This is a genomic window from Cellulomonas chengniuliangii, assembly GCF_024508335.1.
Lineage (GTDB): Bacteria > Actinomycetota > Actinomycetes > Actinomycetales > Cellulomonadaceae > Cellulomonas_A > Cellulomonas_A chengniuliangii.
The window spans coordinates 957,651-970,567 of sequence record NZ_CP101988.1 but is presented as its reverse complement, the minus strand read 5'-3'; the positions used below and the strand labels follow the sequence as shown (position 1 = coordinate 970,567).

11 protein-coding genes are annotated in these 12,917 nt (G+C 71.7%); 4 read left to right on the top strand and 7 right to left on the bottom strand.

Annotated elements, in window-relative coordinates; genetic code table 11:
• Nucleotides 1-18 precede the first annotated feature (18 nt).
• From NP064_RS04565 to NP064_RS04540, 6 genes are all read right to left on the bottom strand, one after another.
• Nucleotides 19-1,314, bottom strand: coding sequence for an ABC transporter permease (locus NP064_RS04565; protein ID WP_227570867.1), 1,296 nt, complete (start codon nucleotides 1,312-1,314; stop codon nucleotides 19-21).
• 5 nt (nucleotides 1,315-1,319) lie between these two features.
• On the bottom strand, nucleotides 1,320-2,582 hold the full coding sequence (locus NP064_RS04560) for an ABC transporter permease (protein ID WP_372456422.1): 1,263 nt from the start codon (nucleotides 2,580-2,582) through the stop codon (nucleotides 1,320-1,322).
• Nucleotides 2,579-4,171 (bottom strand): ABC transporter ATP-binding protein, encoded by a 1,593-nt coding sequence (locus tag NP064_RS04555; protein WP_227570846.1) that lies wholly within the window; start codon nucleotides 4,169-4,171, stop codon nucleotides 2,579-2,581. The genes NP064_RS04560 and NP064_RS04555 overlap by 4 nt, the downstream gene beginning before the upstream one ends.
• Before the next feature lie 129 nt (nucleotides 4,172-4,300).
• The gene (locus NP064_RS04550; RefSeq protein WP_227570847.1) at nucleotides 4,301-5,392 is read right to left on the bottom strand and encodes a BMP family lipoprotein; all 1,092 of its coding nucleotides are present in this window, start codon (nucleotides 5,390-5,392) and stop codon (nucleotides 4,301-4,303) included.
• A 225-nt stretch (nucleotides 5,393-5,617) separates the two neighbouring features.
• Nucleotides 5,618-6,811: an amidohydrolase gene (locus tag NP064_RS04545; protein WP_227570848.1), complete on the bottom strand. Its 1,194-nt coding sequence runs from the start codon at nucleotides 6,809-6,811 to the stop codon at nucleotides 5,618-5,620.
• A gap of 93 nt (nucleotides 6,812-6,904) precedes the next feature.
• Nucleotides 6,905-8,023, bottom strand: a complete 1,119-nt coding sequence (locus tag NP064_RS04540; RefSeq protein ID WP_227570849.1) for a mannose-1-phosphate guanylyltransferase — start codon at nucleotides 8,021-8,023, stop codon at nucleotides 6,905-6,907.
• Nucleotides 8,024-8,207: 184 nt separating this feature from the next.
• Here NP064_RS04540 and sdhC point away from each other — a divergent pair, with 184 nt between their 5' ends.
• From sdhC to NP064_RS04520, 4 genes are all read left to right on the top strand, one after another.
• Nucleotides 8,208-8,588: a succinate dehydrogenase, cytochrome b556 subunit gene (sdhC, locus tag NP064_RS04535; RefSeq protein ID WP_227570850.1), complete on the top strand. Its 381-nt coding sequence runs from the start codon at nucleotides 8,208-8,210 to the stop codon at nucleotides 8,586-8,588.
• On the top strand, nucleotides 8,588-9,037 hold the full coding sequence (sdhD, locus tag NP064_RS04530; RefSeq protein WP_227570851.1) for a succinate dehydrogenase, hydrophobic membrane anchor protein: 450 nt from the start codon (nucleotides 8,588-8,590) through the stop codon (nucleotides 9,035-9,037). Before sdhC ends, sdhD begins: the two co-directional genes overlap by 1 nt.
• Before the next feature lie 79 nt (nucleotides 9,038-9,116).
• Nucleotides 9,117-11,021 (top strand): succinate dehydrogenase flavoprotein subunit, encoded by a 1,905-nt coding sequence (gene sdhA / locus NP064_RS04525; protein WP_227570852.1) that lies wholly within the window; start codon nucleotides 9,117-9,119, stop codon nucleotides 11,019-11,021.
• A complete protein-coding gene (locus NP064_RS04520; protein ID WP_227570853.1) occupies nucleotides 11,021-11,791 on the top strand; it encodes a succinate dehydrogenase iron-sulfur subunit in 771 nt (256 codons plus the stop codon). The genes sdhA and NP064_RS04520 overlap by 1 nt, the downstream gene beginning before the upstream one ends.
• Nucleotides 11,792-11,887: 96 nt before the next feature.
• Here NP064_RS04520 and NP064_RS04515 read toward each other — a convergent pair whose 3' ends face one another.
• The gene (locus NP064_RS04515; protein ID WP_227570854.1) at nucleotides 11,888-12,910 is read right to left on the bottom strand and encodes a YihY/virulence factor BrkB family protein; all 1,023 of its coding nucleotides are present in this window, start codon (nucleotides 12,908-12,910) and stop codon (nucleotides 11,888-11,890) included.
• Between the last annotated feature and the right edge of the window lie 7 nt (nucleotides 12,911-12,917).

Here is a 12,917-nt window from a genome sequence, read left to right as displayed (position 1 = left end):
CGATCACTCCACTGTCGCTCACTTGACGTACGGGATGCCCTCGGCGGCGGGGGCGCGCACGCGGCCCACGAGGCCGGCGACGGCGAAGATGGTCACGACGTACGGGGTCATCAGCATGATCTGGCTCGGGATCGGGGTGCCGATGATGCCCAGGACCACCTGCAGGTTGTCGGCGAAGCCGAACAGCAGGGCGGCCGCGAGGGCGCCCGTGGGGCTCCACCGGCCCAGGATCATGGCGGCCAGGGCGATGAAGCCCTTGCCACCGGTCATCTCCTTGCCGAAGGCCAGTCCGGCGGCGACGGTGAAGAACGCCCCGCCCAGCCCGGCCACGGCGCCGCCCAGCATCGTGGCGCGCACCCGGGTGCGGTTGACCTTGATGCCGACGGTGTCAGCGGCCTTGGGGTGCTCCCCGACGGCGCGCAGGCGCAGGCCCCACCGGCTGCGGAAGACCATCACCTGCAGCAGCGCGACGACCACGTACATCAGGTACACCAGGGCCGTCTGGCGGAACAGCACCGGGCCGAGCACCGGGATCTGCGAGAGCAGCGGGACCTCGATGGTGGGCAGCTTGGGCGGCGAGTTCCACGTCGAGGCGTTGACCTTGAGCACCGTGGAGAACAGGTAGCTGGTGACGCCGACGACGAGCACGTTGAGCACCACGCCGACGATGATCTGGTTGACCAGGTACTTCACCGAGAAGTACACGAGGATCAGGCCCACGAGAGCGCCGGCGATCGGCGCGGCGATCAGGCCCGCGTACGCGCTGTGCGTCAGCGACGCGATCACCGCGGCGGCGAAGGCCCCCGCGAGGAGCTGGCCCTCGATCGCCACGTTGATGATGCCGGAGCGCTCGCACAGCACGCCGGCGAGCGACCCGAACACCAGCGGGATGGCCAGGAACAGCGACCCCTGCAGCAGGCCGGTCACCGGCAGCGGCTGCGCCTTGCCGGCGACCGCCCAGGTGAGGAACGCGAGGACGACGGCCACGCCGAACAGCGCGGGCAGCCAGACCCCCGTCTTGCGGCGCTCGCGCGTCGCCCACAGCGACACCCCGGCCAGCGCCAGCGCGACCAGCGACAGGATGATCGCCGCGGTCCGGGACGGCACGGTCACCGGGTCGATGTGGAAGAAGTCCTTCGACGTGGAGAACGTGAACGTCGTGGTCCGCCCCCCCGCGGGCAGCAGCCCGAAGAGGACCAGCGCCACGAGGGCGGTCACGCTGTAGCCGATCGGGGCCTTCCAGCTGATGGGCGGCAGCGGCTTGCCCGTCTCCGGGGGGACGGGGCTCGCGGCGGGCCGCGAGGGTGCGGTCACGGCGCTCACGCTGCGGCCTCCTTGGTGGCGAGGACGCCGGGTCGGACGGCCCCTGGTGAGGGCAGTCGGAACACGGCGCGGACGAGCGGCGGCGCCGCGATGAACAGCACGATGAGGGACTGCACGACGAGCACGATGTCGATCGGCGTGCCGGTGCGGGCCTGCATCGAGTACCCGCCCGCGCGCAGCGCCCCGAAGAGCAGCCCGGCGAACACGGTGCCCAGCGGCTTGGACCGGCCCAACAGGGCGACGGTGATGGCGTCGAAGCCGAAGCTGGCGGCGACGCCCGCGGTGAGGACCTTCTCGGTGCCGAGCACCTGGGCGGAACCGCCCAGCCCGGCGAGCGCCCCAGCGATCACCATGACCCACACGTAGCTCGCCTCGACGGACATGCCGGCCGTGCGGGCGGCGTGCGGGTTCGACCCGACGGCGCGGAACTGGAAGCCCATGGTCGACCGGTTCATCAGCCACCACACGCCCACCGCCGCGGCGATCGCGAGCAGGAACCCGGCGTGCAGCCGGAACCCCGTTCCGAGCAGCAGCGGGTAGACGGCGTTGGCGTCCACCGCCGGGGAGATCGGGTTGTTGCTGTTGCCGCGCTGGAACGGCGACGTGGTGAGCAGGTACCCCACCAGGTAGATCGCGATGTTGTTGAGCATGATCGTGACGATCACCTCGTTGGCCCCGGTGCGGGCCTTGAGGACGCCGGCGATGCCCGCCCAGATCGCCCCGCCGAGCGCGGAGCCGATCACCGCGAGGAGCAGGTGCAGCCCCACCGGCAGGTCGAGGGCGAAGCCGATGTAGCCGCCGACCACGGCGCCCATGATGATCTGGCCCTGGGCGCCGATGTTGAACAGGCCGGCGCGGAAGCCGATGCCGAGGCCGAGGCCCGCGAAGATCAGCGGCACGGAGACCGTCATGGTCTCCGTCAGCGGGCGGAGGGCCTTGGCGAACGTCGTGGCGCCGGGGTCGACGATCGATCCCTGGAACAACGCGATGTACGCCTGCGCCACCGCGCTCCAGGCCGAGCTGAGCAGGTCCATCGGCCGGGCGAAGAAGTACGCGGCGGCTGCCTGGACGTCGGCGTCGGCCGCGGCGATGAGCACGGCGCTGATCACGAGTGCCAGCACCATGGCCAGCGCCGTGACGAGCCAGCTGCTCTCGAGCATCTCCCGCAGGGCGGTCTGGCCACGGGAGGGGCGCGTCTCGACGCCGGTGTCTCCCGGGACCGGGACGGCCGCGTCGCGGAGCGGAGCGGACTCGCTCACGTCAGGTCCTCCTTGGAGGGGTTGGCCTCGGCCGCGGAATCCGCCTGGCCGAGCGTGGTGTGGTGGGCCGCGGCCTGGGCCCGGGCCTCGTCGAGCGGGACGCCGGCCATCATCAGGCCGAGCACGTCGCGGTCCGTCCCGCCCGGCACGATCCCCACGATGCCGCCGCGGTACATCACGAGGATGCGGTCGGCGAGCGCGAGGACCTCGTCGAGCTCGGTCGAGACGATGACGACGGGGGTGCCGAGGTCGCGCTCAGCGACGATGCGGCTGTGCACGAACTCGATCGAGCCGACGTCGAGGCCGCGTGTGGGCTGCGAGGCGATGAGCAGGCGCAGCGGCCGGGACATCTCGCGGGCGAGGACCACCTTCTGCTGGTTCCCACCCGAGAGCGTGCCCGCGAAGGCGTCGACCGACGGCGTGCGGACGTCGAACTCGACGACCCGCTCGCGCGCGCTGGCGGCCACCTTCGCCGGGTCGAACGCGATGCCCCGCGCGTAGGGGGCCTGGTCGAACAGGTCGAGCACGAGGTTCTCCGCGACCGAGAAGTCCGCGATCACGCCGTCCGCCGTGCGGTCCTCGGGCACGTACCCGACACCCGCGTGCAGCACCTCGCGCACCGATCGGCCCACGAGCTCGGCGCCGTCGAGGAGCACCGAGCCGGCCACCGGCTGCAGCAGCCCCATGAGCACCTCGGTGAGCTCCGTCTGGCCGTTGCCCTGCACACCGGCGACGGCGAGGATCTCCCCGCGCCGCACGTCGAAGCTGACGTCGTCGACCTGGCGCACGCCGGCGGGGTCGATCACGGTCACGTCCTGCACGTGCAGGGCGACCTCGCCGGGGGTCGCGGGCGCCTTGTCCACGCCGAGGTCGACCGACCGGCCGACCATGAGCGCGGCTAGCTCCGTCTCGGAGTCGCTGGGGGCGGCGGCGCCCACCACCGCCCCACGCCGGATGACGGTGATCCGGTCAGCGACGGCGCGCACCTCGCGCAGCTTGTGGGTGATGAAGACGATCGAGGTGCCGGCCGCCTTGAGCTGCCGCATGATCTCGATGAGCTCGTCGGTCTCCTGCGGCGTCAGCACGGCGGTGGGCTCGTCGAGGATGAGCACGCGCGCGTCCCGGGAGAGCGCCTTGATGATCTCGACGCGCTGCTGGGCGCCGACGGGGAGGTCCTCGACGAGCGCGTCCGGGTCCAGGTCGAAGCCGAAGCGGTCGGAGATGTCACGGACCCGCCTGCGTGCCTCGGCGGTGTCGATGAGCCCGCCGCCGCGCACCGGCTCGTGCCCGAGCGCGACGTTCTCCGCGACGGTGAAGACGGGCACGAGCATGAAGTGCTGGTGCACCATGCCGATGCCGGCGGCCATCGCGTCGCCGGGCCCGGTGAAGGCGACCGGCGCGTCGTCCACGAGGATCTCGCCGCCGTCGGGCTCGTAGAGCCCGTACAGCACGTTCATGAGTGTGCTCTTGCCCGCGCCATTCTCACCGAGCAGCGCATGGATCTCGCCGGGCTCGACCACCAGGTCGATGTGGTCGTTCGCCACCAGGCTCCCGAAGCGCTTGGTGATCCCTCGCAGTTCCAGCTTCACGTGCCCCGGCTCCTTCAGCGTGGTTCGTGGTGGTCGACCCTAGCCACCGGGCTCGGTGGGAGGGCCGGGACTTCAGGCCGATGGCCCGGGCTGTCGTTCCGCCCGGGCCATCGGTGAGTGAGATCGTCGTCAGCTGTTGGCGGACGGCGAGTCGACCGTGAGGTCGCCCGCGATGATCGACGCCTTGAGGGCCTCGATGTTGTCCGCGAGCTCGGACGGCACGGCCGTCTCGAAGTCGTGGAACGGGGCGATGTCGATGCCGGCGTTCTCGAGCGTGCCGACGTAGGCCTCGGAGGAGAAGTTGCCGGCGACAGCCTGGTCGACGGTGTCGAAGACGGCCTGGCCGATCTCCTTGATGACCGAGGTGAGGATGATCGACGAGTAGTCGGGAGCCGTCTCGAACCAGTCGGCGTCGACGCCGATGATCATGACGTCACCGGCCTCCTGGGCGGCAGCCGCGGCGCCGAGCCCGACCGGGCCGGCCACGGGCATGATGACGTCGACACCCTGGTCGATGAAGCCCTTGGCGAGGTTCTGGCCGTTGGCCTGGTTCTCGAAGTCGCCGGTGAACGAGCCGGTCTGCGCGTCCTTGTCCCAGCCGAAGACCTCGACGTTGGCGCCGTTGTCCTCGTTGTACTCCGCGACGCCGTCGGCGAAGCCGTCCATGAAGATCGAGACGGAGGGGAGCTGGATGCCGCCGAACGTCGCGACCTTGCCCGTCTTGGACATGCCGGCCGCGGCGTAGCCCGCGAGGAAGGCAGCCTCCTGCGTGTCGAACAGCAGGGGCTTGGCGTTGTCGTACGTCACCGGGTTGAAGTCGGCGTCGCTGAACCCGGAGTCGACGAGCGCGAACTCGACGTCCGGGTTGGCCACGGCGGCCTCCTCGATCGCGTCCTCGAGCATGAAGCCGACGCCGATGACGAGGTTGCAGCCCTGGTTGACGAGGTTCGTCACGTTGGGGCCGAAGTCCGTCACAGCCTGCGACTCGACCAGCACCGTCGTGATGCCGAGCTCGGCCTTGGCGCGCTCGAGGCCCTCGGCGCCCGACTGGTTGAAGGACTTGTCGTCGAAGCCACCCTCGTCGGAGACCATGCAGGCCTTGAAGTCGCTGCTGCCGGCGCCGGCCGTGGCCGTCGCGTCGTCCTCGGGGGCGCTGCCACAGGCCCCGAGGGTGAGGGCGAGCGCTCCACCGAGCGCTGCCACACGGATGATCTTCTTCACGCGACACTCCTGTTGTTGAATCGAGATGCTGCTGGTGACCTGCGATCCCGCTCGGCATGAGACGCGGCGCGGGCACGGGCCCTCCGTCGACACCCGCACGGGCATTCTAGGGACCCCTGCTTTCGGTCTAGTTACCAGCGGGTAGGCGATCGGTTTCCGTTATCCAGTTGGGACATTGCTCCGAGATACGGGACGGGCCGTCCCAACTCGCGGTCAAGAGCCGCCTCACTCGGCCGTCCGGGCCATCGCGGCGCGCGCGAGCAGCAGCACTCCGGCGTCGATCGCGCGCTCGTCGACCTGGAAGTCGCCCTGGTGCAGGTCGAACGAGCGGCCTCCCGGCGTCCGCGTGCCCAGGCGCGCCATGGCCCCGGGCACCTTCGTCAGATACCAGGCGAAGTCCTCGCCGCCCAGGGACTGCTCCGTGAGCTGCACCGCGTCCGCGCCCAGCACGTCGCGCGCGGCGGACTCCAGCACCGCGACGCTCTGCTCGTCGTTCTCCACCGGCGGCACCCCGCGCTGGTGGCGCACCTCGGCCACGACGCCGTAGGGCGCGACCACCTGCTGCACCGCGTCGTGGAAGACGGCCGAGGCCCGCTCCCAGGCGCGCACGTCCAGGCAGCGCAGCGTGCCGCGGGCCGTGCCCGCGGACGGGATCGCGTTCGGCGCCGAGCCCGCCTGCACGGCGCCCCAGGTGAGGTTCACGCCCGATCGCGGGTCGAGCCGGCGCCCGAGCACCGCGGGCACCTGCGTGATGACCTGGGCGAGCGCGAAGACCACGTCACCGGTCCGGTGCGGGCGCGAGGTGTGCCCGCCGTCGCCGCGCAGCGTCACCGTCACCTCGTCGGAGGCGGACGTGATGGGCCCGATGCGCGTGCCGATCCGCCCGACGTCGACCCGCGGGTCGCAGTGCACGGCGTACACGCGGCTCGCCCCGTCGAGCACGCCCTCCGCGATGGCGTCGAGGGCGCCGCCCGGCTGCACCTCCTCGGCCGACTGGAACAGCAGCCGCACCCCGCGGTCGAGCGTGCCCTCAGCGGCCATCTGAGCCAGCACGAGGCCAGCGCCGAGCACCACCGTGGTGTGCACGTCGTGGCCGCAGGCGTGCGCGACGTGGGGCACGGTCGACGCCCAGGGGACTCCCGAGGTGTCGGGCAGCGGCAGCGCGTCGAGATCGGCGCGCAGCACGACGCGCCGGCGGTCGCCCTCGGCGAGGCCGGGGCCGATGTCGCAGATCAGGCCTGTGCCGGGCAGCAGACGGGGGGTCAGGCCAGCGAGGCGCAGACGGTCCGCGACCAGGCGCGTCGTCCGCTGCTCGAGGCGCGAGAGCTCCGGGTGCGCGTGCAGGTCCCGCCGGATCTCGACGAGCTCGGGGCGCAGGGCGGCGACACGGTCAGCGAGGTGGAATTCGTCTACAGGCACGCCGCGAGGGTAGACCGCCTGCCTGGACCAGCGCCGCGCCAGCCACCGGCGCGACGTCGTCCCCCAGCGCGCCGTGCGTCAGCGCGCGTCGCCTCAGAGGAGGTCGTCGCGGCCCCGCGCCCGCCAGCCGTCGACGCCGCCCTTGACCTGCTGGGCGCAGGCGCGCGTCGTGACGAGGAGCGCGTCAGGGGTGTCCACCACGACCGCGTCCGGCACGCCGATCACGGTGACGGCACGGCCCGAGGACGGCACGACCAGGGCGCCGGTCGCGTCGATGCGCAGCACCAGCGCCTCCTCTCCCAGGGTCCGGGCGCCGTCGCCCTCCGGGGCCTCGGGCAGCAGCTCGGCGAGCGAGGCGAAGTCCCCCACGTCGTCCCAGGTGAAGTCGCCCGGAACCATCGCCACGCCACCCGCCGCGGCGACGGGCTCGGCGATCGCGTGGTCGATCGCGATCCGGGTGAGGGTCGGCCACACGCGGGCGAGGACCTCATCGCGCTCCGGGGCGTCCCACACCGCTGCGATCTCCCGCAGGCCGTCGTGCAGGGCCGGGAGCTGGGCTGCGAGGTGGTCGAGAAGCGTCCGGGCGCGAACGATGAACATGCCCGCGTTCCAGCGGTACTCCCCCGTGGCCAGGTACGCCGCGGCGGTCTCCGCGTCGGGCTTCTCGGTGAAGCCCAGGGCGTGGCGCACGCTGGGCGCGCCCGCGATCCCCAGCGGCTGACCGGAGCGGACGTAGCCGAACGCGGTGGACGGGCCCGTGGCGGCGATCCCCACCGTGACCACGTGGCCCGCCCGGGCGGCCTCGACGCCCTCGCGCACAGCCCGGCCGAACTCCTGCGCGCCGTCGATCACCTGGTCCGCCGCGAACGACCCGAGCACGACGTCCCCATGCCGCTGCTCGAGCACCGCGGCGGCCAGGCCGATCGCGGCCATGGAGTCGCGCGGCGACGGCTCGGCGAGGACGTCCTGCGGGCGCACCTCGGGCAGCTGCTCCTGCACAGCCGCCTGGTGGCGCGCGCCCGTGACCACCAGGACGCCGCCCGGCCCGGTCAGCGGCAGCAGGCGGTCGACGGTGCCCTGGAGCAGCGTGCGCCCGGAGCCTGTCAGGTCGTGCAGGAACTTGGGCGCGCCAGCCCGCGACAGCGGCCACAGGCGGGTGCCCGCGCCGCCGGCGGGGACGACGGCGTAGAAGCCGGGGATCGCGTCGGTCATCGGGCCAGGGTAGCCATGACCAGCGGCGCGACGGCCGGGCCTACTCCGCTGTGGGTTTCGTCACATTCGGTCAGATCCCTCGCGTCACAGGCGGCAGGGCGGTCGACCGTGAGGCACAAGTCACTAGAGTGGACAGCGAAAAGGACAGTGCTGTCCCTCATCCGACTGCCAGGAGGCTCTCCACGTGCCCACCGCACCGGCCGGCACGCTCTACCGAGGGCGTGAAGGCATGTGGTCGTGGGTCGCGCACCGCGTGACCGGCGTCCTCATCTTCTTCTTCCTGCTCGTGCACGTGCTCGACACGGCTCTCGTGCGCGTCTCCCCGGAGGCGTACAACGCGGTCATCGGCACGTACAAGAACCCCATCATGGGCATCGGCGAGGCCGGCCTGGTCGCGGCGATCGTCTTCCACGCCTTCAACGGCATCCGGATCATGCTCGTGGACTTCTGGGCCAAGGGCCCGCGGTACCAGCGCGTGATGCTGTACGTCGTCCTCGGGCTGTTCGTCGTGACCATGGCGGGCTTCCTGCCGCGGCACCTGGGCCACGTCTTCGGGGGCGCCTGATGACCACGATCGCTGAGCCGAGGGCGCCCCGCGCGCCCCGCAACCGCCGCAGCACCCGCGGCAACTTCGAGCTGTACGGCTGGATCTTCATGCGGGTGTCCGGCGTCGTGCTGCTGGTGCTCATCTTCGGCCACCTGTTCGTCAACCTCGTCCAGGGCGAGGGCATCAGCGCCGTGGACTTCGGTTTCGTCGCCGGCAAGTGGGCCTCCCCGCTGTGGCAGGTCTGGGACCTGCTCATGCTGTGGCTCGCGATGATCCACGGCGCCAACGGCGTGCGCACCATCATCAACGACTACGCCGAGCGGGACAGCGTCCGGCTCGCGCTCAAGACGGCGCTCATGGCCTCGCTGGTCGTCGTCGTGGTGCTTGGCACGCTCGTCATCTTCACGTTCGACCCGTGCCCGGTCGACAGCCCGGCGAACCTCCTCCCCTCGTTCTGCTCCGCCTGACCGCTGGCCTCGCCCGCCCATCGCGGCGGGCGCGGCCAGCGCGTCTCGCGCAAATCCGCCTCAGGAGGCATCGAGCCCGATGCAGACCCATCAGTACGACGTCGTGATCGTGGGCGCAGGTGGCGCCGGGATGCGCGCCGCCCTCGAGTCCTCCGGCCGCACCCGCACGGCCGTCATCTCCAAGCTGTACCCGACGCGCTCCCACACGGGCGCCGCGCAGGGCGGCATGTGCGCCGCCCTCGCGAACGTCGAGGAGGACAACTGGGAGTGGCACACCTTCGACACGGTCAAGGGCGGCGACTACCTCGTCGACCAGGACGCCGCCGAGGTCATGGCCAAGGAGGCCATCGACGCGGTGCTCGACCTCGAGAAGATGGGGCTGCCGTTCAACCGCACCCCCGAGGGCAAGATCGACCAGCGCCGGTTCGGGGGGCACACCCGCAACCACGGTGAGAGCGCCGTCCGCCGGTCCTGCTACGCGGCGGACCGCACCGGCCACATGATCCTGCAGACCCTGTACCAGCAGTGCGTCAAGCAGGACGTGGAGTTCTTCAACGAGTTCTACGTTCTCGACCTGCTGCTCTCGCACGACCTGGTGGACGGCGACGTCCCCAGCGGCGAGGACGTCAGGGTCAGCGGCGTGGTCGCCTACGAGCTCGCCACCGGCGAGATCCACCTGTTCCGCGCGAAGTCCGTGGTCCTCGCCACGGGTGGCGCGGGCAAGATCTACAAGACGACCTCCAACGCGCACACCCTCACCGGTGACGGCATGGCCCTCGCCTACCGCCGCGGCCTGCCGCTCGAGGACATGGAGTTCTTCCAGTTCCACCCGACCGGCCTCGCGGGCCTGGGCATCCTGCTCTCCGAGGCCGCTCGCGGCGAGGGCGGCATCCTGCGCAACGCGGACGGCGAGCGGTTCATGGAGCGCTACGCCCCCACCATCAAGGACCTCGCGCCGCGCGACATCGTCGCCCGGTCCATGGCCCTCGAGGTGCGGGAGGGCCGCGGCGCCGGCCCGAACAAGGACTATGTGCTCCTCGACCTGACGCACCTGGAGCCGGCGCACATCGACGCCAAGCTGCCGGACATCACCGAGTTCGCGCGCACCTACCTGGGCATCGAGCCGTACACCGAGCCGATCCCCGTCTACCCCACCGCGCACTACGCGATGGGTGGAGTGCCGACCAACATCACGGCCGAGGTGCTGCGCAACAACACCGACACCGTCAAGGGCCTGTACGCGGCCGGCGAGGTCGCCTGCGTGTCGGTGCACGGCTCCAACCGGCTCGGCACCAACTCGCTGCTGGACATCAACGTGTTCGGCAAGCGGGCGGGCATCGCCGCGGCCGAGTACGCCGTCAACGCGGACTGGGTCGACGTCCCCGTCGACCCCGAGGGCGGCGTCGTGGCCGAGCTGCTCGAGATGCGCGAGCGGCCGTCCGGCGAGCGGGTCGCGGACGTGCGCCGCGACCTGCAGCAGACCATGGACGCCAACGCCCAGGTGTTCCGCACCGAGGAGTCGCTGCTCCAGGCCCTCGCGGACGTCCGCGACCTGCAGAAGCGCTACCGGAACGTGTCGGTCCAGGACAAGAGCAGCACCTTCAACACCGACCTCCTCGAGGCGCTCGAGCTGGGCTTCCTGCTCGACATCGCCGAGGTCGTGGTCGTCGGGGCCTTGAACCGCAACGAGTCCCGCGGCGGCCACTTCCGGGAGGACTACCCCAAGCGCGACGACCAGGGCTACATGCAGCACACGATGGCCTACCGGCGGCGCCCCGGGGTGCTGGCCCCGTCGGAGCCCGTCGCCGTGGCCATCGCGGCCCCGGAGGCCACGGGCAGCGCGGTGGTGGCGCCCGATCAGGAGGGCGAGCTCGTCGGCGTCCTCAGCGGGCCCGGATCGGCCGCGCCCGGCACGTTCGACGTCAGCCTCGGGTACAAGCCCGTCGTCATGACCCGGTACCAGCCGATGGAGCGTAAGTACTGATGACTGCCACCCTCGACGCCACCACGGAGTCCGAGACCTCCGAGATCGGCGTGGTGCCCAGCTTCGACGTGACGCTGCGCATCCGCCGGTACCTGCCCGACTCCCACGGGGACGAGGCGTACTGGGAGGAGTTCACGGTCACCGCGCACGGCACGGACCGGCTCCTGGACGCCCTGCACAAGATCAAGTGGGAGCACGACGGGTCGCTCACCTTCCGTCGCTCGTGCGCCCACGGGGTGTGCGGCTCGGACGCCATGCGGATCAACGGCCGCAACCGCCTCGCCTGCAAGGCCCTGCTCAAGGACCTCAACCCGGGCAAGCCGATCCTGGTCGAGCCCATCAAGGGCCTTCCGGTGATCAAGGACCTGGTCGTGGACATGGAGCCGTTCTTCGCCTCCTACCGCGAGATCATGCCGTTCCTGATCACCGAGGGGAACGCGCCGACCAAGGAGCGCCTGCAGTCCGCCGCGCAGCGCGAGCGCTTCGACGACACCACCAAGTGCATCCTGTGCGCGGCGTGCACGTCGGCCTGCCCGGTGTTCTGGACCGACGGGCAGTACTTCGGGCCGGCCGCGATCGTCAACGCGCACCGGTTCATCTTCGACAGCCGCGACGAGGGCGGGGCCCAGCGGCTCGAGATCCTCAACGACAAGGAGGGCGTGTGGCGCTGCCGCACCGCCTTCAACTGCACCGAGGCGTGCCCTCGCGGCATCGAGGTCACCAAGGCGATCCAGGAGGTCAAGCGGGCGATGATCACCCGCGCCTTCTGACGCCCGCCCCCGGGCGCCCCGAGAGCGCCGTCCCCACAAGGGGGCGGCGCTCTCGCCGTGCATAGGCCCTTCGCCCGCGCGCGCACGCCTCAGGGCCTACGCCCCCGGCGCCAGCCCGTCGCCCGGCTCGGCGGCCGTCACGCGTGGCGGGTTGGCCGTCCACGCCGCCGCGAGCAGCACGATGCGGGACATGAGGTTGATCCACACCAGCAACGTGACGATCGCGGCGAAGGACGCCAGGAGCGCGTTCCGCTCGGCCCCGCTCGCCACGAGCGAGGTGCCCGCGATCCGCATGGCGCCCAGTCCCACCGCGGCGATCACGGCGCCCCCGAGCAGGTCGCGGAACGGCGGCCGCTGCCCGGCGAGAACCCGCACGATGAGCATGAACGTGCCCACGTCCACGACGAACCCCACGACGACCACCAGCGCGCGCACGAGCGTCCCCGTGCCCTCGGCGACGCCCAGCGCGTGGAGCGCGCTGTCCGCGAGGGAGGACGCCGCCAGGCTCAGCACCGCCGCCACCAGCACCGCCAGCGCGAGCCCCACGAAGCCGGCCAGGTCCCGCAGCTTGCTGAGCGCCGCGTTCTCGGGCAACTTGCCGGCGTCGAACATGGCGCGGACCGCGGTGCGCAGGGAAGACAACGCCGACGTCGCGCTGACCAGCAGGACGACGCCTGCCACGATGCTCGTGACGTTCAGCCCCACGGTCAGCCGCAGCGAGTCCGGGTCCAGCACGCCGTTCTCCGAGCCGGTGTCGATCAGGCCGGGGAGGTTGGCCGCCACAGTGGCCAGCACGTCCTCCCGAAGGGCCTGGTCGCGGCCCAGCACCGCCATGAACGCCGTGTAGCCGATCGTCAGGCCCGCGAAGACGGAGAACAGGGTCGCGTAGGCGATGCCCCCGGTCAGCACTCCCCCACCGGCGGCGCCGAACCGCGCGTTGGCCCGTCCCGCGCGGCTCTGGTTCCACCACTCGACGACGCGCTTGGCCCAGGCGACCACCGCGGCGACCCTGGCCCGCAGCCCGCCCTGCCGGGCCTCGACGGAGCCCTCCGTGGCCGCCGCCTTGGCGTGCGCCCGCCCTGCGCCGACCGGCGCGCCAGGATCGGGCTGCGCGATCATCCCCCGA